This window comes from Rahnella sp. P4_A8, assembly GCF_056402435.1.
Genome location: NZ_JBFUHK010000041.1, coordinates 17,211 through 36,616 on the forward strand (window position 1 = coordinate 17,211; position 19,406 = coordinate 36,616).

Here is a 19,406-nt window from a genome sequence, read left to right on the forward strand (position 1 = left end):
TGTTAAATCAGACGATATTTTTGAACGCTTTAATGCGTTGCAGATGCGTCGAGATATCTTTGAATTTATGGCTCTGATGCTCGTCCCATTCAACCGGATAATAGTGATGCAATTTCTCAGCGGTTTTGCTGCTGTCGAGCACGCCATCTTCACGGGATAAAATCACCAGACAGCGGTCGCGGTTTTTCTCGCGGAAATCGCTGATGCACTTGGTGGCGATATCTTCATACTCTTCCGGGCGGTCGATTTTCCCGGTCATATTATCCTGCGGTGACAAATTCGGATTGAACATCACCTGGCGGATCCCGCACAGGAAACCGATGCGTTCAGCCCAGAATCCGCCAAGTCCGACGCCGCAAATCAGCGCATTCTTGTCCGTCGTTTCCTGCAGCACTTTATCCACTTCTTTTAGCAGATGTTGCATGTCATGACGCGGGTGCAGCGTGCTGTAACTGATGAAGCGCACGTCCGGATCAATGAACTGTAACTGCAACACTTTCTCGTGATTACCGGGACTGGTTGAATCGAAGCCATGCAAATAGATAATCATCGTTTACCTCATCCTGAATGTGCGTTGAACCCTTCACGTGGTCGGAAAAACGTTACAGGGCAGCCTGTTTATGTTCCTGCCAGCGGGCGTCGAGTGTGGTCAGATCACGGTTTGCCTCTTTCCAGCGTCTCGAATTTTGCAGGTCCTGACGGGCCTGTTTTCCACTATACAGTCCGCGATGATACAACTGTGCAACGCGCTCAGCGTTGACCGGAGACAGGTTATCCAGCACGCTGACAGCGCCCTGCCGGTTATTACAGGCCAGGATCATGTCGCAACCCGCATCCAGAGAAGCCTGCGCGCGTTCGGGATAAGACCCCATGATTGCCGCACCTTCCATTGAGATATCATCGGAGAAGATCACGCCGTTGAAATTCAGCTCTTTGCGCAAAATTTCCTGCAACCAGTATGGCGAACCGCTGGCCGGACGTGGATCGGCCTGAGTATAAATCACGTGCGCCGGCATCACGGCATCCAGTAATTTACGTTCGTTGAGCTGACGGAAGATAGCCATGTCGTGCTGGCGGATAACTTCCAGCGGGCGATCGTCGTGTGGCGTTTCTTTATGGGAATCCGCGCTGACGGCACCGTGCCCCGGAAAATGCTTACCGGTGGTTTTCATGCCAGCGGAATGCATACCGAGAATATACTGCTCAGCCATTTCAAGCGCTTTCCGGGGTTCTGCATGGAACGAACGTTCGCCGATAGCTGCGCTGATATGTCCGATATCCAGCACTGGCGCGAAGCTGATGTCGATATCCATCACAATCATTTCCGACGCCATCAGCCAGCCGCTTTCCTGGGCCAGACGCCCCGCTTCGTGCGGTTCATTGAGCGCCGCAAAAGATTGCGCGGCAGGCAGACGGGTAAAACTTTCGCGGAAGCGCTGTACGCGCCCGCCTTCCTGATCCACGGCCAGCACCAGCCTGTCGTGCGACGCGGCGCGGATCTGGCGGATCAGTTCATGTAACTGATCGACATCATGATAATTTCGGGTGAATAAAATCAGCCCGCCCACCAGCGGGTGCTGCAAAATTTCACGTTCTTCGGCATCCAGCGCGTAGCCAGCGACATCCAGCATTACAGGTCCCAACAAAATGGACGCTCCTTTTCATTTTTCAGACAATTATCACGGGTGCAACGGGCGCACCCATTCAAGATATTTACTCTCGCCGGTCTGCTGCCAGCGCACTTCGAACCACATCAGCATCAGGTAATCAACCCAGGGGATCCAGCGTTTAACCCGCTGCTGCAAAAGAAATATTTCCTGATAGCCGCCAGCATCAACGTATTCGCCGATGAACGCATTTTGCTGCTGCGCGTTCCAGTCGTTGCCACGAATAATCGCCGCCAGCTCCAGCGCAATGTCCGCATTCGCCGCATATTCCCAGTCAATCAGCCGCAGCCCGTCTGGCGTACTAAGCACATTACCGGCGTGAATATCCATATGTACCAGCGCCAGTTTCAGCGGTGACGGCGGATACTGCGACAACATTTTGCGGTGCAAACGCAGCCAGTGCGGCGTCAGCCTGCGCCGGTCGATATGTTGCCAGTAGCGGGCAAATTGCTGCTGTAAATCCAGCCGGTAGCCTGATAGTGGCAACTGGTGTAACTGCACCAGACGCTGGCACAAGGCTTTCTGGCCTGAAACGGCGGCGAGTGCCTGATCTTGCAAAGGCGTTCCGTCTATCCAGTCGACTATCAGCCACGGCGGCGAATAAAGTCTGACACAAGGGCCTAATTTGTGCCGCGCGATATGCCGCAAAATCACAGATTCACGTTGCCGGTCAGCGCCCAAAGCTTGCCGCTGTACAGACTGATGTCGTGCCAGAAACTCGCCGGCAGACGAGCTGATTTTCCAGCTTTCGCCGGTCAGCCCGGCAACCGGTAATAAACGAAAACCGGCGGTTTTCACCGCCGGATAATGTTGCTCAATCAGTTGCCGGAGTTCGTGCTGCAGAAGCTCAGCGTTAATTCTGAACTGCACCGCGGCCTGACCAGATGATTTCACCACTCGGTGCGGTAATCAGACGCATCGACATGGTCGGCGCTTTCACATCACCACTCACGGTACTGTAAAGCACGTACTGCGCTTTTACGATGTTTGCCAGGCCGATGGCTTTACTGACCGAAGCCAGACTGTCATCCGGCGATAATCCCAGAGACTGTTTGGCCGAAGCCAGTTGCTCGGCGGGTACCACCTGGAAGGTCGTGTTGTTGGCCAGTGCATTGCGCAATGCATCGGTGGCTTTTGCCATTTGCAGGGAACCGTTGGTGCTGTTTTTCACGCCATCCACCAGCAGAACGCTGCCCGGCTGCACACCACCGGATTTCAGCATTTTCGCAAGCATTGGCTCAACAGTTGCGGTCCAGTCGATATTGGCAAATTTAGGCGGCTGCGGAACTGGCTGGACCTGCGGTTGCTCCGGAACCGGCGGGTTAACCGGTGGCAACGGTTGCTGTGGCTGCTGCGGTTGCTCAGGCTGCTGTGGCTGGTTTTGCTGCTGGTTTGGCAACGTACAACCGCCAAGGATCAATGCGGCCATTGCCACAATGAGGAAATACTTTTTCATCAACCTTCTCCGTGCAAAAAATTAGAGATAAAGGTAAATACGCACACTGTACGCATCAAGATTGCCGTTCAGGGAACTGACGTCTACGCTGCTGTTCGCCGGAACAGTAATGGTCCTGGCCTCGGCGACCGGGAATAAATCCAGCCCCTGTTTATCATACCAATAGTAACGATAATGCAGGGTGACAGAGTGTGGCTGGTTGTTATCCAACGTGGTTGTGGCTTTTTTCTGCCCGCCGGAATCAGATACGGATGGCGAACCTGGGATTATGCCCGCCGTCAGAACGGGGGATTCCATTACCACTCTTTGTTGATTATTCAGCGCAATAGTGGGCTTGCTGCTACAACCTATCAACAAAATCACTGGCAATAACGCCATCAAAAAACGCATGTTTACCCTTACTGACGTGACAGCAATGGACCCAGTGCACGGCCACCGACCAGATGCATATGGATGTGATAAACCTCCTGACCAGCATCACGGTTGCAGTTGACGATCAGGCGGTAACCGCTTTCGGCGATGCCTTCCTGTTCGGCAATTTTCGCGGCCACCGTCATCATTCTGCCCAGCGCTGCTTCATGCGTCGCATCGACGTCATTCATTGTCGGGATCAGAACATTCGGGATAATCAAAATATGGCTGGGTGCCTGAGGAGAAATGTCGCGAAACGCAGTGACAAGTTCGTCCTGATAAACCACGTCGGCAGGGATTTCACGACGAATGATTTTGCTGAAAATTGTCTCTTCGGCCATCTTAACTGTCCTTAACAAAGTAAAAAGCGTTGTACGCAGTATGGGTTAGAATTTCCATTCCTTTCAACCTGATTACGCTTTTTGATGCTTAATTGACGCAGAAAGCGTCAGCCAGTGCTCCGCTGAATCGCAGACATAAAAAAAGGAGGCCGAAGCCTCCTTTCTCAGAACCAGACATTGCTCACCATTAATGGCTACGCATGTACTCGTCCATATCGGTTTTCAGGTTGTCAGACTTGGTACCGAAAATCGCCTGAACACCAGAACCTGCAACCACCACACCTGCCGCACCCAGTTTTTTCAGGCCAGCCTGATCGACTTTGGAGACGTCCGCTACGCTGACGCGCAGACGGGTAATACAGGCATCAAGGTTAGTGATGTTGTCTTTGCCGCCGAAAGCCTGAACCAGAGAGGCGGACATTTCAGAACCGCCCTGCGCGGTGGTTTCGCTGGTAGAGTCTTCACGACCAGGTGTTTTCAGATCCAGCTTCGCAATCAGGAAACGGAAGATGCTGTAGTAAACAACCGCATACACCGCACCTACGATTGGGAACAGCCAGATTTTGCTGCTGTTACCACTCAGAACGATGAAGTCGATCAGACCGTGCGAGAAGCTGGTGCCGTCACGCATACCCAACAGGATACAGATTGGGAATGCCAGACCGGCCAGAATCGCGTGGATCACGTACAGGATCGGCGCAACGAACATGAAGGAGAATTCGATTGGCTCAGTGATACCGGTCAGGAACGCAGTCAGGGCAGCGGAAATCATGATGCCGCCGACTTTTGCACGATTTTCAGGTTTCGCTGAATGCCAGATAGCAACCGCAGCGGCTGGCAGACCGTACATTTTGAACAGGAAGCCACCTGACAGTTTACCTGCAGTTGGGTCACCGGCCATATAACGTGGGATATCGCCGTGGAACACCTGACCTGCAGAGTTCACGTACTCACCGATTTGCATCTGGAATGGAACGTTCCAGATATGGTGCAGACCAAACGGAACAAGTGCACGTTCTACCACACCGTAGATACCGAATGCCACGACCGGGTTCTGGTAAGCCGCCCATTGTGAGAAGGTCTGGATACCTGTACCGATTGGCGGCCAGATGAAGGACAGAACCACACCCAGGATAATCGCAGCCAGACCAGAGATGATCGGAACAAAACGTTTACCGGCKAAGAAGCCCAGATATTCTGGCAACTTGATACGATAGAAACGGTTGAACATGTAAGCCGCAATCGCACCGGAGATGATACCGCCCAGTACGCCGGTATCGGCCAGATGCTTGGCTGCAATTTCTTCAGCGGGCAAATGCAGAACCAGTGGAGCCACAACCGCCATGGTTTTCACCATGATGCCATATGCCACAACGGACGCCAGTGCAGAAACACCGTCGTTGTTAGTGAAGCCTAAGGCAACACCAATAGCAAAGATCAAAGGCATATTAGCGAAGACTGAACCACCGGCTTCGGCCATAACATGAGAAACGATCAGTGGCAGCCAGCTAAAGTTTGCAGAACCGACACCAAGCAGGATACCTGCGATTGGCAGTACGGATACTGGCAGCATTAGCGATTTACCGACCTTTTGAAGGTTTGCAAACGCGTTCTTAAACATAATTGATTGTGCTCCTGAGTAATGATTCTTTTTGATACTTATTGCGGTTTAGCCTGATAACTAACCGCTTTGCAAAAGTGTTGCGAACCTTTTGCTGTCGGGTGTCTGAGCACCCCTTTTAATTTTTACGCAGGGTAAAATAATTCCCTTTGTTAATGTTTGATGGCAGTCACGTTTTTCTGAAAAATGCAGTAAGAGCGTCTTAAAAGCCACCATTTATCAACATAAAATCCGAATAAAAGCCCCCTGACACCGCCTAAAACGGTGCCAAAATACCTCATTCAGAGGATTAATTACGAGGTGAAAAATAAATACAGAGAATATGACCTGGCCTAAAGTGACATCAGGGAAGAAGAATCGATGTGAAATAATCGTGAAAAGTTGGCTGTCGTGGCTTCGGCAAGTTGTTCCACGCTCACGCCTTTGAGCACTGCCATGTAGTCGGCAACGTCACGCACATAAGCAGGCTGGTTTTCCTTTCCGCGATGCGGAACCGGTGCCAGGTATGGCGAATCAGTTTCTACCAGCAGACGATCCAGCGGGACGTAACGTGCCACTTCACGCAGCGCATCGGCATTACGGAAAGTCACAATTCCGGAGAAAGAGATATAAAAACCCAGATCGAGCAAGAATTTTGCGGTCGGCAAATCCTCGGTGAAGCAATGGAGTACACCACCGCACTCCCCTGCTTTCTCTTCTTTGAGAACATCCAGCGTATCCTGGCGGGCATCACGGGTATGGACGATCACCGGTTTGTTCAGCTCGCGGCYAATACGGATGTGCTCGCGGAAAGAGTCCTGCTGCAGTTTCAGCTGATGCGCTTCTTTCTGATAAAAATAATCCAGACCGGTTTCCCCCATCGCCACCACTTTCGGGCTGGCGGCAAGCTCACGCAGCTCGTTGAAATCGTAACCATCGTCGATATTCAGCGGATGAACACCGCAGGAAAATGCCACGTCCGGGCGATCACCAATCAGCTGCGTCATTGCCCGATAGCCCGGCAGGGTTGTTGCGACGGCCAGCATAAATTTCACATCACGTTCGCGGGCTTTTTCCAGCACACTGTCCACGCCTGAATGCAGCTCGTTGTAATCCAGGCTGTCGAGGTGGCAGTGGGAATCGACTAAAAACATAATAATTAACTCGTTGCGGTATGTTGAAGATAAAGAGTATATCAGCGCGATAGCGCGGAACTGAAAACTGACGAGGAAACCGCCCCCTGAAGCATTTGTTCCCATTCCAGCAGCTGTTCTGTCAGCAGCAGTTCGCGGTTTACCCCCACGATGGAAATCAATTGCTGACGGCAGTGCATCCACGCCGTAACCGACTGTTGCAGAGATGCGTTAGACTGCGCGCCTGCCAGCAAAGCAATCAGCGGCTGCTGATCGTGATTAATGATGAACTGCCCGGCATGTTGCTGCCATTTGACAGCATCCAGCAGTAACGTCGCCAGCCAGTACAGGCGTTCAGCGGCATCCTCATGATTAAGCTGGGACAACAGAGAAAGCATATCCTGCTGCTGGCACTGAACGTAAAGCTGCTGGCAAAGCGCCACGCGCTGTTTCCAGCGCTCCGGCTGCAACAGTTCAATGGCCGATAATGGCCCGCCGTTGGCCAAACGCAGGGCGGTTTTAATCGCGACCGGATCCGCGCTGAGCTGGCGGTTAATCCAGTGCACCGCCAGCGTTTCTTCAGGCACCGGCAGATGCCAGTAGAAGCAGCGACTGCGGATCGTCGCCAGTAAAGCCGAAGGCTCCCGGCAACCGAGCAGGAAATAAGTGCCAGCAGGCGGCTCTTCCAGCGTTTTCAGCAAGGCATTGGCCGCCGCTTCGGTCAGCATCTCTGTCTGAGGGATCCATACAACTTTTGCGCCGCCCTGTTGCGAATAGTTGTACAGCGTTTCAATAAGCTGACGCACCGGGTCGATGCCCAGAGAGTTTTTGCCCTTTTCAGGCTGGAGAATATGCCAGTCAGGATGGTTTCCGGCAATCATCAGCTGGCAGCTGTGGCAGGTTCCGCAGCTTTTTTCCCCGTCCTTATGCCGGCACAGCAACCATCGACTCAGACCATACACCAGCGCCTCATCACCCATCCCCGCAGCCGCATGCATCAGCAAAGCGTGGTGGCCACGCCCCGTCAGATATTGCCCGACCAGTTGTCTGTACGGGCCACTGAGCCACGGATACCAGTTCATGATGCGTTGCCTTGTAAAACCTGCTCATCGAACCAGTTTTTCAACGTCAGCTCGATGGAAGCGGTGACCTGCTCAATGGATTGGGAGGCATCGATGGTTTTGATGCGGCTGTCTCCGGCAGCAAGTTCGAGATAACGCGTACGCGTACGCTCAAAGAAAGGCAACGCTTCCTGCTCAATACGATCCAGTTCCCCACGGGCACGGGCGCGTTGCAATCCGATGGCCGGAGGCAGATCAAGATACAGCGTCAAATCAGGACGGAAATCACCCAGGACGGTATCACGCAAGGAGGTCATCAGTTTGGCATCAATCCCGCGACCACCGCCCTGGTAGGCCTGTGAAGAAAGATCATGCCGGTCCCCGACAACCCACGCGCCACGCGCCAGTGCAGGCAAAATTACCGTTTCGACCAGCTGAACACGGGCGGCATAAAGCATCAGTACTTCTGCTTTCACGGTAGGTTTTTCGCCATCGACGCCGCGTTTGAATAAATCGCGTAATTTCTCAGCAAGCGGCGTTCCACCCGGTTCACGGGTGAAGACGATTTCGCCCACGCCGTGCTGACGCAGAGCATTGACGACCACGTCATGAGCAGTAGTTTTCCCTGCCCCTTCAAGGCCTTCAATCACAATGAAGTTACTTTTCATTCTTATTCTTAAGCGCCTCTATGTACACACGAACCGCCTTGTTATGGTTCTCAAGGTTGGTGCTGAAAGTATGCCCGCCTTTGCCGTCTGCGACAAAGTATAGATACGGGGTTTTCGCCGGATGCGCGGCGGCCTGCAGTGAGGCTTCGCTCGGCATCGCAATTGGCGACGGCGGCAGGCCGGTGATCACGTAGGTATTGTACGGAGTCGGCGTTTCCAGATCTTTCTTGGTGATGTTGCCAGTGTATTTATCACCCATCCCGTAAATCACCGTCGGATCGGTTTGCAATCGCATACCAATACGCAGGCGGTTAATAAATACTGAAGCGACTTCAGGGCGCTCATCTTTAACTGCAGTTTCTTTTTCAATGATCGACGCCATGGTGACCATATCAGCAGGTGTTTTATACGGCAGAGAATCCATGCGGCCTTTCCAGATATCCGCCACCGTTTTTTCCATCCTTACGTGAGCACGTTTGAGCAAAGATAAATCGGTCATGCCCGCAGTGTAATGGTAAGTATCCGGATACAGCCAGCCTTCGAGATTTTTGGTGTCCGTTGCGCCCAGCGCGGCGGCAATGTCTTCGCCACTTTTACCACTGAGTTCATGCTTCAGATACTCTGATTTATCCAGAACTTTCATCCAGTCGCTGAGCTTAAAGCCCTCTACAAAACGAACGCTGAATTGGGCCTCTTTACCGCTTTTCAGCAGCTCAAGCATCTGACGTACTGTCATGCCTTTTTCAAAACGGTAAGTACCAGCTTTAAACTCGCTCAGTTCAGGTTCTAAACGTAATAACCACGGAAACCACGGATTGGGCTTCATCAGTTTTTTATCAATTAGCAGTGTTTCCAGTACCACGCGTCCCGTGCCTGCGGGAAGGGTAAAGATCGTTTCGCTGCTGACATTGATCGGGCGATCCGCAAACTGTTTTACTTTTTGATAGGCAAACGTCGCCAGCCCTAACAGAATCAGGGCAATGAGGGCGAAGATTTTGGTCTTTTTGTTTGTCATTGTTTAATCACTTTTTCTTAACAGCTCTGGAGCAGGAAATCGCACAAACGCCGTGAAATGTAATATTTGTCATCGACCTGATTCACCGGCAGAACGGGCATCAGGGCGTTACAAATCAGGATTTCGTCAGCATCTGATAATGTTTCCGCAGATTCACTGACGATGTTCACAACCCAGGGGGATGTCGCTTCAAGTACGCGGATGATGTGCTGACGCATAAGACCATCAACGCCGGACTGCGATAAATCCGGAGTAAACACCTGATTTCCCTTACGCCAGAATAAATTTGCCGCACAGCATTCCACCAGGCAGCCCGAGGTGTCAACCACCAGCGCTTCATTGGCATCTGTCTGGTCAAGATGCATGCGGATCATTACCTGTTCCAGCCGGTTAAGATGTTTTATTCCGGCCAGCAACGGGTTCTTACTCAGTGTGACCGTGCTCAGCGCGAGTTTCACGCCCTGTTGCCGCCACGCGTGATAATGCACCGGATAATCAGACGCAGAAACAATACGCGTCGGCGCAGAGCAACCTGCGACGCTGTAACCTCGGCCGCCCTGCCCGCGCGTCACGACGGCTTTAACCACTGCCTCTTTCTGCTGTCCGGCAGCCAGAACCATTTCCTGTTCCAGAGCCGTCCAGTCCACACCTTCAATCCGCAGTACCGACGCAGCACGTTGCAGACGCTGAATATGCCCGGCCAGAAACACAATCACACCGTCTGACACCCTGGCTGTGGTAAAGCAACCGTCGCCAAACTGCACTGAACGGTCACTTGCCGACAACATCGCGGCCGCCACACCATTAATCCACATGGTTACTTCCTCCGGTTCTGGAGCTTATGGTCACGATTCTCTGACAGCAGAGCCTGCGTGAGCCGGTCTGTCGCATCAAGGAGAGCATTCTTACTTTATCGTATTGACACGCGCTGCCAGCAGGAACACGCATCCCGTTTACGCATTGTTGTATTCAGTCTTCGCTTTAATTCAGACAACAAAAAGGCCCGATTAACGGGCCTTCACAAACACAGCTTGTGCGGGATCAGATCTTACGGAATACCAGCGAACCATTGGTACCGCCGAAACCGAACGAGTTGCACAAGGAATACTGCATATCTTTAACCTGGCGCGCTTCGTGAGGGACGAAATCCAGATCACAACCTTCATCCGGATTATCCAGATTGATGGTCGGCGGAACCGCCTGGTCGCGTAATGCCAGCAAGGTGAAAATGGACTCCACCGCACCCGCTGCGCCTAAGAGATGGCCGGTCATCGACTTTGTCGAGCTGACCATAACTTTATGCGCATCAGCACCAAAGACGGATTTAACCGCCTGGGCTTCGGCTTTATCACCCGCCGCAGTCGAGGTGCCGTGTGCGTTGATGTAACCAATCTGAGCCGCAGAAACACCCGCGTCACGCAGTGCGTTCTCCATCGCCAATGCCGCACCCGCGCCATCTTCCGGCGGTGATGTCATATGGTAAGCATCGCTGCTCATGCCAAAACCGACAATTTCAGCATAAATTTTTGCACCGCGTTTACGGGCATGTTCGTACTCTTCCAGCACCATAATACCTGCGCCGTCACCCAGTACGAAACCATCACGATCTTTATCCCACGGACGACTCGCCGCCTGAGGATTGTCATTGCGCGTAGAAAGCGCGCGTGCTGCACCGAATCCACCGACGCCCAACGGGGTACTGGCTTTTTCCGCGCCGCCTGCCAGCATCACGTCGGCATCGTTATAAGCGATGATACGCGCTGCATGACCAATATTATGCACCCCAGAAGTACAGGCTGTTGCAATAGAAATACTCGGCCCACGCAACCCGAACATGATACTCAAATGACCTGCAATCATGTTGACGATAGTGGATGGAACGAAGAAAGGACTAATTTTGCGGGGTCCGCCGTTAACCAATGAGGAATGGTTTTCTTCAATCAGACCAAGCCCACCGATACCGGAACCGATCGCCGCACCAATGCGTGGCGCGTTCTCAGCAGTTACCTCAAGCCCGGAGTCTTGCATCGCCTGAATACCGGCAGTAATACCATACTGAATAAAGGCATCCATCTTGCGGGCATCTTTGCGCGGGATGAAGTCTTCACAGTTAAAATCTTTTACTAAGCCAGCAAAACGCGTTGCGTAGGCACTAGTATCAAAATGGTCGATCAGGCTGATGCCACTCTGACCGGCAAGGAGAGCGTTCCAAGTGGACTCTACAGTATTGCCGACAGGAGACAGCATGCCCAGTCCAGTCACTACAACTCGACGCTTAGACACGTATGTCCTCCAGGGAGGGAAAAAAGTAGTAATACCGTGGGATAAAAAAAACTTAGGCGGTCAAATGACCGCCTAACTATCTAAACTTAAAGCATGTACGCTTACTGTTGGCTAGCGTTGATAAAATCAATTGCTGCCTGAACAGTAGTGATTTTTTCAGCTTCTTCGTCAGGGATCTCGGTATCAAACTCTTCTTCCAGAGCCATAACCAGCTCAACGGTGTCGAGAGAATCAGCGCCAAGGTCGTCTACGAAAGATGCAGCATTCACTACTTCTTCCTGTTTAACACCCAGCTGTTCAACGATGATTTTCTTAACGCGTTCTTCGATAGTGCTCATACTCTTAAATTTCCTATCAAAACTCGCTTTCGCGATGGTTTTCGTAGTGTATAAAATGTTGAAAAAGATGCAACTAAATCCAGGCTGTTCAAACCACGAATTTGCTCTATTTTGCGGTTTTTACCGCAAAAAACGCAAATAATTTCGTAATTTTTAAATCATGTACATGCCGCCATTGACATGTAATGTTTCACCCGTGATGTAGCTGGCCTCGTCAGAGGCTAAAAAAGCAACGGCGCTGGCAATTTCTTTGGCATCGCCCAACCGGTTGGCTGGAACTGATGACAAAATGCCTGCGCGTTGATCATCTGTCAACGCCCTTGTCATATCCGTCTCAATAAAGCCAGGAGCGACGACGTTGACAGTAATGCCACGTGAAGCGACCTCACGTGCCAAAGACTTACTAAAACCAATCAAGCCAGCTTTAGCCGCCGCGTAATTCGCCTGCCCTGCGTTACCCATGGTGCCAACAACGGAACCAATTGTAATAATCCGTCCACACCGTTTCTTCATCATAGCCCGCATGACAGCTTTTGACAGCCGAAACACTGAAGTCAGGTTCGTATCCAGGATATCCTGCCACTCATCATCCTTCATACGCATGAGAAGGTTATCACGGGTAATGCCGGCATTATTAACTAAAATATCAATTTCGCCAAATTCAGCTCGAATCGTCGCCAATACTTGCTCAATAGATGCAGAATCAACCACATTGAGCATGATACCTTTGCCATTTTCGCCTAAATATTCGCCGATCGCTTCTGCGCCTTTCTCGCTGGTCGCAGTGCCGATCACTTTCGCGCCACCAGCAACCAGTTTTTCTGCGATTGCGCGGCCAATACCACGGCTGGCACCGGTAACCAGTGCAATTTTGCCTTCGAAGCTCATACTCATCCTCTTATTACTGTTCAAGCGCCGCTGCCAGACTTGCCGTGTCATTCACAGCGGCAGCCGTCAGGGTGTCAACAATACGTTTGGTCAGACCGGTCAGCACTTTACCTGGTCCCACTTCTAATAACTGTTCTACGCCTTGTGCAGCGATGTATTCGACAGACTCAGTCCAGCGAACCGGGCTGTACAACTGACGTACCAGCGCACTGCGGATCGCTTCAGGAGACGTTTCGACTTTCACGTCAACGTTATTCACGACAGAGTACTGTGGCGCATTGAAAGTGACATTTTCGAGCGCAATCGCCATCTTTTCAGCGGCTGGCTTCATGAGTGCACAATGTGAAGGCACGCTGACAGGCAGAGGCAGAGCACGTTTTGCACCGGCTTCTTTACATGCTGCACCAGCGCGTTCTACGGCTTCTTTGTTACCCGCGATCACAACCTGACCAGGTGAGTTAAAGTTCACCGGAGAAACAACCTGACCCTGTGCAGATTCTTCACAAGCTTTGGCAATGGCATCATTATCCAGACCAATGATCGCATACATCGCGCCAGTTCCGGCCGGAACGGCTTCCTGCATCAGCTTACCGCGCAGTTCAACCAGAGAAATCGCCTGTTTAAAATCCAGTACACCAGCACAAACCAAAGCGGAATACTCACCCAGACTGTGGCCAGCCATCAGAACAGGCTGAGTGCCATTCTGTTGCTGCCATACGCGCCATATGGCGACAGAAGCGGCCAGCAATGCCGGTTGCGTCTGCCAGGTTTTATTCAGTTCTTCAGCCGGCCCCTGCTGCACCAACTGCCATAAATCGTACCCCAGTGCCGAAGAAGCCTCGGCAAATGTTTCTTCAACCACCGGATGCGCAGCGGCTAAATCAGCCAGCATACCGAGTGTCTGAGAACCCTGACCAGGGAAAACCACCGCTATTTTTGTCATTTTTATCATCCTGTTAAATCAAAAACGTACCAGCGCCGAGCCCCAGGTAAAGCCACCGCCAAATGCTTCGAGCAACACTAATTGCCCGCGCTGAATTCTGCCGTCACGGACCGCTTCGTCAAGTGCTGCAGGCACCGAAGCCGCCGACGTATTGCCATGACGATCGAGCGTAACAACGACTTTATCCATGCCCATGCCCAGCTTTTTCGCTGTTGCGCTGATGATACGCAGGTTCGCCTGATGTGGCACCAGCCAGTCAAGAGCGGAGCGGTCGAGATTATTTGCCGTCAGGGTTTCATCAACAATGTGCGCCAACTCAGTCACCGCGACTTTGAAGACTTCATTACCCGCCATAGTGACATAAGCAGGTTTTTCTGGTTCTGACTGGCTAGGGTACGCCAATGTCAACAGATTACCGTAATGACCATCGGCATGCATGTGAGTGGAGATGATGCCTTGCTCTTCGGAAGCTCCCAGCAAAACTGCACCAGCGCCATCTCCAAAGAGGATCACCGTGCCACGATCTTCAGGATCGAGTTTACGGGATAGCACATCAGATCCGATCACCAGCGCGTATTTTACAGCACCGTTTTTAATGTATTGATCGGCAACGCTCAGCGCATAGGTGAAACCTGCACATGCCGCCGCCAGATCGAACGCTGCGCAATCCCTGATGCCGAGCATATTCTGCACCTGGCAGGCTGAACTCGGGAATGCATGTGAAGATGAGGTTGTTGCAACAATGATCAAACCTACGTCGCTTGCGCTGACGCTGGCCATTTCAAGTGCTTTTTCAGCAGCGTGCAGGCCCATTGTGGCCACAGTCTCATCCGGTGCAGCGATACGACGTTCACGAATACCCGTACGTGTGACGATCCACTCGTCGGAGGTATCCACCATTTTTTCTAAGTCGGCATTAGTCCGAACTTGCACGGGCAAATAGCTCCCCGTACCGAGAATCTTTGTATACATGTACGATCAGTCACTCTTGGGTAATACAGCTTCAAGGCGCGCGGCAATCCGCTGAGGGACTTGCCGCTGCACCGCCTGCACAGCCTGTTCGATAGCAACAGCAAACGCACGCTGGTTTGCTCCGCCGTGGCTTTTAATAACGATGCCCCGTAATCCTAACAAACATGCGCCATTATACTGGTCGGGATTGAGATGGCTAAAACGCTTTAGCAATTTTTTCTGCAGAATCCGACCTAACCATTTCAACCACCAGGCCTTCTTGCCACCCTCTCCCGAGGATTTTAACAGTGACAAAAACATCCTTATTACACCTTCCATGGTCTTGAGCGTAACGTTACCCACAAAGCCGTCACACACCATCACATCTGTTTTACCGGTCAGAAGGTCGTTACCTTCAAGATAACCGATATAGTTGATTAGTGCGGTATTTTTTAAAATCGCGGCGGCTTCACGGATATTATCCAGCCCTTTGCTTTCCTCTTCGCCGATATTGAGCAAGGCAACGCGGGGATTCGTGATCCCCACCACCTGTTCGGCCATCACAGCCCCCATCACGGCAAACTGGACCAACATCGTGCTGTCGCACTCAACGTTGGCGCCCAGATCCAGCACCACAGTTTTACTACGTTGCTGGTTAGGTAGCACGCTCATCAACGCCGGACGCTCAATACCATCCAGCGGCTTGACAACCAGCTTGGCTAATCCCATCAGTGCGCCGGTATTCCCGGCACTGACACACGCCAGTGCGTCACCACTCTTGATCAGTTCCAACGCCACACGCATCGAGCTTCCTTTACTGGCCCGTATAGCTTGCGACGCGCGTAAATCGCTGGCTATAACTGATTCAGCAGGAATTATCCGAATTCGCTCTGTTAAAGAAGGATCGGCTTTGGCTAAGAAAGGTGTGATTGCGTCGGGATCGCCGACCAGAAGGAGGTCTAATTCAGAATTAGAGATCAGTGCCTGCAATGAAGCAGGCACTGTGACGGAAGGACCGAAATCTCCGCCCATTACATCTAACGCGATGGTTAGACGAGTCAAGGTATCGCCTTGCCAGCACTTATCACGTGAATAAGTTGCAGACAAATATCAGCCGATTACCTTGCGACCGCGGTAGAAACCGTCGGCAGTGATGTGGTGACGCAGGTGAGTTTCACCAGAAGTCTTGTCCACAGACAGAGTGGAAGTGGTCAGAGCATCATGTGAACGACGCATGCCACGTTTAGAACGGGTTGGTTTATTCTGTTGTACGGCCATGGACCTTACTCCTTAAGTACTTTTCTTTAAACTCGCTAATACGGCAAATGGATTTGGTTTCTCCGCCTCTTCAGGCAGTTTACCGAATACCATGTCCGCTTCGGACACTTCACAGTGTTCAGATTCATGTACCGGCACGACAGGCAGTGAAAGAATAATTTCGTCTTCAATCATTGCCAGCAAATCAACTTCGCCAAAATCATCGACTTCGATCGGCTCGTACGCTTCCGGTAATGCCTCAGCCTGTTCATCATTCTGGACAGGACTAAAACAATATGTTGTGTGAACCTGATGTTCAAACGTCTTACCGCATCTCTGGCATTCCAGAGTGACAGCAACATCGGAGTGGCCGGTAATCACAGCCAGACGCTGGTTGTCGATATTAAACGACAAAGAGGTTTGTATATCAGAATCCACACTGACCACTGATTGGGCAACACGCGTAACCTGATCAGCAGTATAGACACCTGTATAGTCTAAACGCTTCTGGGCAGTGCGAACCGCATCAAGGGTCAGGGGTAATTTTACTTTTTGCATAGGGCGCGCATATTAACTTTGTAACGACAGAGAGTCAAAGAAAAAGGCCTTAAAACCGCACCTTTCACCAATATTCGCTTCCGCAGCGGCCGACAGTTTAAAATGTGCGATTCAATAACGCTACGCTTTGTGAAAAAAAATTATGTCAGCACATCAAAAAAAATTACTTCTGGCTTCAACATCGGTTTACCGCAAGGCCCTTCTCGATAAAGCCGGCCTGGTATTTTCCTGCGCCTCACCCGCCATTGATGAGACGCCGGGTCGGGACGAAAAACCCGCCGAACTGGTGCAGCGTCTGGCTTACAGCAAAGCCAGCGTGCTTGCAGCTTTGTATCCTGAACACCTGATAATCGGTTCTGATCAGGTCTGCGTGATTGACAGAAAAATAACCGGCAAGCCGCACACGTTTGATAACGCATTCCACCAGTTGCGTGCTGCCAGTGGCAAGACAGTGACGTTTTACACCGGCCTGAGCCTGTATAACGGCGAAACACAAACGGCGCAGACTTTATGTGAAACATTTGACGTGACCTTCCGGTCATTAACTGATGAAGAAATTACCGGTTATTTGCATCGCGAACAACCTTATGACTGTGCCGGGAGCTTTAAATGCGAAGGACTGGGGATCACACTTTTCGACAGTCTGGCAGGACGCGACCCGAACACGCTGATTGGGTTGCCTCTTATTGCCCTGCTCGCCTTGTTGCGTCAGGAAGGCATCAATCCGTTGCTATAAAAGGAATAAAAAAGGCGCACTCTGTGCGCCTCTGTTTACTATTCGCACTTTAACGTGCTGTCGTTTTACCCCGTAAAACTTTCAGGCAGTTACGCAGTTTGGCATCCATCGGTGCTTCAATACGCATCGTCTCACCCGTGTTCGGATGCTCAAAACGCAACGCCGCCGCATGCAGGAATAAACGATTGAGGCCTGTTCCGGACAGTTTTGCATCGAAATCACGCTCACCATAGCGGTCATCAAACGCAATCGGATGTCCGGCATGCAATGCGTGTACGCGGATCTGATGGGTCCTGCCGGTCACCGGGCTGGCTTTAACCAGAGTTGCAAACTCATAACGTTCTTCAATTTTGAAGCGCGTTTCTGAAGGCTTGCCTTCGGCATTAACCCTGACAATACGTTCGCCGCTTTGCAGAATATTTTTCAGTAAAGGGGCCTGCACGACTTTGCAGTGTGACGGCCATTCACCCCGGACCAACGCCAGATAATCCTTTTGCATGCTTTTCACACGCAGTTGCTCATGTAAGGAACGCAGTGCAGAGCGTTTCTTGGCGACCAGCAAAACACCGGAAGTATCACGGTCCAGACGGTGAACCAGTTCCAGAAAACGAGCATCCGGACGCAGCGCGCGCAGGCCTTCAATCACGCCGAAACTTAAACCACTGCCGCCGTGTACGGCAGTGCCGGAAGGTTTATTAAGGATCAGCAAATGATCGTCTTCATATAAGATGCAATCCGCCAGCGCGGCGACTTTATCCAGCTTTGCAGAAACAGGCGCTTCATCACGTTCAGCAACACGAACGGGCGGGACACGCACTTCATCACCGGCAATTAATTTATATTCCGGCTTAATTCTTTTCTTATTTACCCGCACTTCACCCTTACGCACGATGCGATAGATCATGCTCTTCGGCACGCCCTTAAGGATTTTAAGTAAGAAGTTGTCGATACGCTGACCAGCTTCGTCGTCAGAAATGGGGATTAATTGTACAGTTGGATTCTCAGTTTTCATGGCTCGCGATTCTAAATATCCGGCACGGTTCGCGCCACTGATTTTTATGTGCTTAACTTTTACTTTACCAGTAACAGCACAGGAAAACCTTCTCACTCCCCCTGTTTTTTAAGAAAGCTCAGGTTCTGACAATGCGGCGCATCTCTCATTGAGGTAAATATCTTACCTGCTTGGGAAAAGTCACCTTGCTATCACAGTGCCTGCAATGGAATAATGAAGTCACTTTCGGCGTTGTTTCTCTTAAGTTAGGGAAAACGCAGGAATTATAGATTTGCCTGATCGCACAAAAACGCAGCAATGGCGTAAGACGTAATGTGAAATCAAGCAATTAGCGGGCTGCGGGTTGCAGCTTGGCCGGCGAATGGAATGAGATCTGTTAACGCAAATTCAGAAGCTATTCCCCTAATAAAAGTGCTGCTTTCACAACGCTGGTGTCTTTAATACAGCAAAAGCAGACTTACCGAAATAATGCGCCCCTATGCAAGCGACAGCCGTGAGGTTGACGATTTGCGAGAAGACTCGGGGCCAACGGTTTATCCGGTCATGAGGTCATTTTGCCCGCAGCTCTGTCAATAATGGAATAATAATGAGTAAGTTAAGATGAAAAGAATGTTGATTAACGCAACTCAGCAAGAAGAGTTGCGCGTTGCCCTCGTAGATGGACAGCGGCTGTATGATTTGGATATTGAAAGTCCGGGCCATGAGCAGAAAAAAGCGAATATTTACAAAGGTAAAATCACCCGCATTGAGCCAAGTCTGGAAGCAGCATTCGTAGATTACGGCGCGGAACGACATGGTTTCCTCCCTCTGAAAGAAATTTCCCGCGAATATTTCCCAAGCAATTATTCTTCCCATGGCCGCCCGAACATCAAAGATGTGTTGCGCGAAGGCCAGGAAGTCATTGTTCAGGTAGATAAAGAAGAGCGTGGAAATAAAGGCGCAGCACTGACGACGTTTATCAGTCTGGCCGGTAGTTATCTGGTTCTGATGCCAAACAATCCACGCGCAGGGGGTATTTCCCGCCGTATTGAAGGCGATGACCGTACTGAACTGAAAGAAGCCTTGTCTTCCCTGCAACTGCCTGATGG

The 19,406-nt window shown here is 51.3% G+C and carries 23 protein-coding genes; 2 read left to right on the forward strand and 21 right to left on the reverse strand.

What is annotated here, in order from left to right; translation table 11 throughout:
• Positions 1-7: 7 nt before the first annotated feature.
• The 20 genes from ycfP to yceD form a co-directional block, all read right to left on the reverse strand.
• A complete protein-coding gene (ycfP, locus tag AC1DUO_RS17670) occupies positions 8-550 on the reverse strand; it encodes an alpha/beta hydrolase YcfP (protein ID WP_013576231.1) in 543 nt (180 codons plus the stop codon).
• 52 nt (positions 551-602) lie between these two features.
• Positions 603-1,631, reverse strand: a complete 1,029-nt coding sequence (gene nagZ / locus AC1DUO_RS17675) for a beta-N-acetylhexosaminidase (protein ID WP_013576232.1) — start codon at positions 1,629-1,631, stop codon at positions 603-605.
• Between the two features lie 48 nt (positions 1,632-1,679).
• The gene (locus AC1DUO_RS17680) at positions 1,680-2,537 is read right to left on the reverse strand and encodes a phosphotransferase (protein WP_013576233.1); all 858 of its coding nucleotides are present in this window, start codon (positions 2,535-2,537) and stop codon (positions 1,680-1,682) included.
• The gene (lpoB, locus tag AC1DUO_RS17685) at positions 2,521-3,123 is read right to left on the reverse strand and encodes a penicillin-binding protein activator LpoB (RefSeq protein ID WP_112151608.1); all 603 of its coding nucleotides are present in this window, start codon (positions 3,121-3,123) and stop codon (positions 2,521-2,523) included. Before lpoB ends, AC1DUO_RS17680 begins: the two co-directional genes overlap by 17 nt.
• 21 nt (positions 3,124-3,144) lie before the next feature.
• Complete coding sequence (locus AC1DUO_RS17690; RefSeq protein ID WP_037037348.1) at positions 3,145-3,513, reverse strand: YcfL family putative periplasmic lipoprotein; 369 nt, start codon at positions 3,511-3,513, stop codon at positions 3,145-3,147.
• A gap of 8 nt (positions 3,514-3,521) precedes the next feature.
• Positions 3,522-3,875 carry a purine nucleoside phosphoramidase gene (gene hinT / locus AC1DUO_RS17695; protein WP_013576236.1) on the reverse strand — a complete coding sequence of 118 codons (354 nt, stop codon included), beginning with the start codon at positions 3,873-3,875 and terminating at the stop codon, positions 3,522-3,524.
• Between the two features lie 187 nt (positions 3,876-4,062).
• Positions 4,063-5,496 carry a PTS glucose transporter subunit IIBC gene (gene ptsG, locus AC1DUO_RS17700; RefSeq protein WP_477988155.1) on the reverse strand — a complete coding sequence of 478 codons (1,434 nt, stop codon included), beginning with the start codon at positions 5,494-5,496 and terminating at the stop codon, positions 4,063-4,065.
• 332 nt (positions 5,497-5,828) lie between these two features.
• A complete protein-coding gene (locus AC1DUO_RS17705; RefSeq protein WP_477988157.1) occupies positions 5,829-6,629 on the reverse strand; it encodes a metal-dependent hydrolase in 801 nt (266 codons plus the stop codon).
• A gap of 41 nt (positions 6,630-6,670) precedes the next feature.
• Positions 6,671-7,690: a DNA polymerase III subunit delta' gene (holB, locus tag AC1DUO_RS17710; protein WP_119261811.1), complete on the reverse strand. Its 1,020-nt coding sequence runs from the start codon at positions 7,688-7,690 to the stop codon at positions 6,671-6,673.
• Positions 7,687-8,337 carry a dTMP kinase gene (gene tmk, locus AC1DUO_RS17715; RefSeq protein WP_013576241.1) on the reverse strand — a complete coding sequence of 217 codons (651 nt, stop codon included), beginning with the start codon at positions 8,335-8,337 and terminating at the stop codon, positions 7,687-7,689. The genes holB and tmk overlap by 4 nt, the downstream gene beginning before the upstream one ends.
• Positions 8,327-9,352 carry an endolytic transglycosylase MltG gene (mltG, locus tag AC1DUO_RS17720; protein WP_013576242.1) on the reverse strand — a complete coding sequence of 342 codons (1,026 nt, stop codon included), beginning with the start codon at positions 9,350-9,352 and terminating at the stop codon, positions 8,327-8,329. Before mltG ends, tmk begins: the two co-directional genes overlap by 11 nt.
• 17 nt (positions 9,353-9,369) lie before the next feature.
• On the reverse strand, positions 9,370-10,167 hold the full coding sequence (gene pabC, locus AC1DUO_RS17725; protein ID WP_119261812.1) for an aminodeoxychorismate lyase: 798 nt from the start codon (positions 10,165-10,167) through the stop codon (positions 9,370-9,372).
• A gap of 226 nt (positions 10,168-10,393) precedes the next feature.
• Positions 10,394-11,635, reverse strand: coding sequence for a beta-ketoacyl-ACP synthase II (gene fabF, locus AC1DUO_RS17730; RefSeq protein WP_013576244.1), 1,242 nt, complete (start codon positions 11,633-11,635; stop codon positions 10,394-10,396).
• 101 nt (positions 11,636-11,736) lie between these two features.
• A complete protein-coding gene (gene acpP / locus AC1DUO_RS17735) occupies positions 11,737-11,973 on the reverse strand; it encodes an acyl carrier protein (protein ID WP_015690190.1) in 237 nt (78 codons plus the stop codon).
• Positions 11,974-12,126: 153 nt separating this feature from the next.
• On the reverse strand, positions 12,127-12,861 hold the full coding sequence (gene fabG, locus AC1DUO_RS17740) for a 3-oxoacyl-ACP reductase FabG (protein WP_013576245.1): 735 nt from the start codon (positions 12,859-12,861) through the stop codon (positions 12,127-12,129).
• 13 nt (positions 12,862-12,874) lie between these two features.
• A complete protein-coding gene (fabD, locus tag AC1DUO_RS17745) occupies positions 12,875-13,804 on the reverse strand; it encodes an ACP S-malonyltransferase (RefSeq protein ID WP_013576246.1) in 930 nt (309 codons plus the stop codon).
• Between the two features lie 18 nt (positions 13,805-13,822).
• Complete coding sequence (locus tag AC1DUO_RS17750) at positions 13,823-14,776, reverse strand: beta-ketoacyl-ACP synthase III (RefSeq protein ID WP_013576247.1); 954 nt, start codon at positions 14,774-14,776, stop codon at positions 13,823-13,825.
• 6 nt (positions 14,777-14,782) lie between these two features.
• Complete coding sequence (gene plsX / locus AC1DUO_RS17755; RefSeq protein WP_013576248.1) at positions 14,783-15,817, reverse strand: phosphate acyltransferase PlsX; 1,035 nt, start codon at positions 15,815-15,817, stop codon at positions 14,783-14,785.
• A 48-nt stretch (positions 15,818-15,865) separates the two neighbouring features.
• The gene (gene rpmF / locus AC1DUO_RS17760) at positions 15,866-16,033 is read right to left on the reverse strand and encodes a 50S ribosomal protein L32 (RefSeq protein ID WP_013576249.1); all 168 of its coding nucleotides are present in this window, start codon (positions 16,031-16,033) and stop codon (positions 15,866-15,868) included.
• 12 nt (positions 16,034-16,045) lie between these two features.
• Positions 16,046-16,570: a 23S rRNA accumulation protein YceD gene (gene yceD / locus AC1DUO_RS17765; protein ID WP_013576250.1), complete on the reverse strand. Its 525-nt coding sequence runs from the start codon at positions 16,568-16,570 to the stop codon at positions 16,046-16,048.
• Positions 16,571-16,712: 142 nt separating this feature from the next.
• On the opposite strand from yceD, the gene AC1DUO_RS17770 reads away from it, so the two are divergent.
• Positions 16,713-17,306 carry a Maf family protein gene (locus AC1DUO_RS17770; RefSeq protein ID WP_013576251.1) on the forward strand — a complete coding sequence of 198 codons (594 nt, stop codon included), beginning with the start codon at positions 16,713-16,715 and terminating at the stop codon, positions 17,304-17,306.
• A gap of 49 nt (positions 17,307-17,355) precedes the next feature.
• Here AC1DUO_RS17770 and rluC read toward each other — a convergent pair whose 3' ends face one another.
• On the reverse strand, positions 17,356-18,318 hold the full coding sequence (gene rluC / locus AC1DUO_RS17775) for a 23S rRNA pseudouridine(955/2504/2580) synthase RluC (protein ID WP_013576252.1): 963 nt from the start codon (positions 18,316-18,318) through the stop codon (positions 17,356-17,358).
• A gap of 600 nt (positions 18,319-18,918) precedes the next feature.
• Here rluC and AC1DUO_RS17780 point away from each other — a divergent pair.
• Positions 18,919-19,406 (forward strand): S1 RNA-binding domain-containing protein (locus AC1DUO_RS17780; protein ID WP_477988163.1); only part of this gene is annotated, 488 nt, incomplete at its 3' end.

Coding starts and splice junctions, on each gene's coding strand:
- ycfP (WP_013576231.1), bottom strand. CDS start 550: ATGATTATCTATTTGCATGGCTTCGATTCAACCAGTCCCGGTAATCAC.
- nagZ (WP_013576232.1), bottom strand. CDS start 1,631: ATGCTGGATGTCGCTGGCTACGCGCTGGATGCCGAAGAACGTGAAATT.
- lpoB (WP_112151608.1), bottom strand. CDS start 3,123: ATGAAAAAGTATTTCCTCATTGTGGCAATGGCCGCATTGATCCTTGGC.
- AC1DUO_RS17690 (WP_037037348.1), bottom strand. CDS start 3,513: ATGCGTTTTTTGATGGCGTTATTGCCAGTGATTTTGTTGATAGGTTGT.
- hinT (WP_013576236.1), bottom strand. CDS start 3,875: ATGGCCGAAGAGACAATTTTCAGCAAAATCATTCGTCGTGAAATCCCT.
- holB (WP_119261811.1), bottom strand. CDS start 7,690: ATGAACTGGTATCCGTGGCTCAGTGGCCCGTACAGACAACTGGTCGGG.
- tmk (WP_013576241.1), bottom strand. CDS start 8,337: ATGAAAAGTAACTTCATTGTGATTGAAGGCCTTGAAGGGGCAGGGAAA.
- mltG (WP_013576242.1), bottom strand. CDS start 9,352: ATGACAAACAAAAAGACCAAAATCTTCGCCCTCATTGCCCTGATTCTG.
- pabC (WP_119261812.1), bottom strand. CDS start 10,167: ATGTGGATTAATGGTGTGGCGGCCGCGATGTTGTCGGCAAGTGACCGT.
- acpP (WP_015690190.1), bottom strand. CDS start 11,973: ATGAGCACTATCGAAGAACGCGTTAAGAAAATCATCGTTGAACAGCTG.
- fabG (WP_013576245.1), bottom strand. CDS start 12,861: ATGAGCTTCGAAGGCAAAATTGCACTGGTTACCGGTGCCAGCCGTGGT.
- fabD (WP_013576246.1), bottom strand. CDS start 13,804: ATGACAAAAATAGCGGTGGTTTTCCCTGGTCAGGGTTCTCAGACACTC.
- AC1DUO_RS17750 (WP_013576247.1), bottom strand. CDS start 14,776: ATGTATACAAAGATTCTCGGTACGGGGAGCTATTTGCCCGTGCAAGTT.
- rpmF (WP_013576249.1), bottom strand. CDS start 16,033: ATGGCCGTACAACAGAATAAACCAACCCGTTCTAAACGTGGCATGCGT.
- yceD (WP_013576250.1), bottom strand. CDS start 16,570: ATGCAAAAAGTAAAATTACCCCTGACCCTTGATGCGGTTCGCACTGCC.
- AC1DUO_RS17770 (WP_013576251.1), top strand. CDS start 16,713: ATGTCAGCACATCAAAAAAAATTACTTCTGGCTTCAACATCGGTTTAC.
- rluC (WP_013576252.1), bottom strand. CDS start 18,318: ATGAAAACTGAGAATCCAACTGTACAATTAATCCCCATTTCTGACGAC.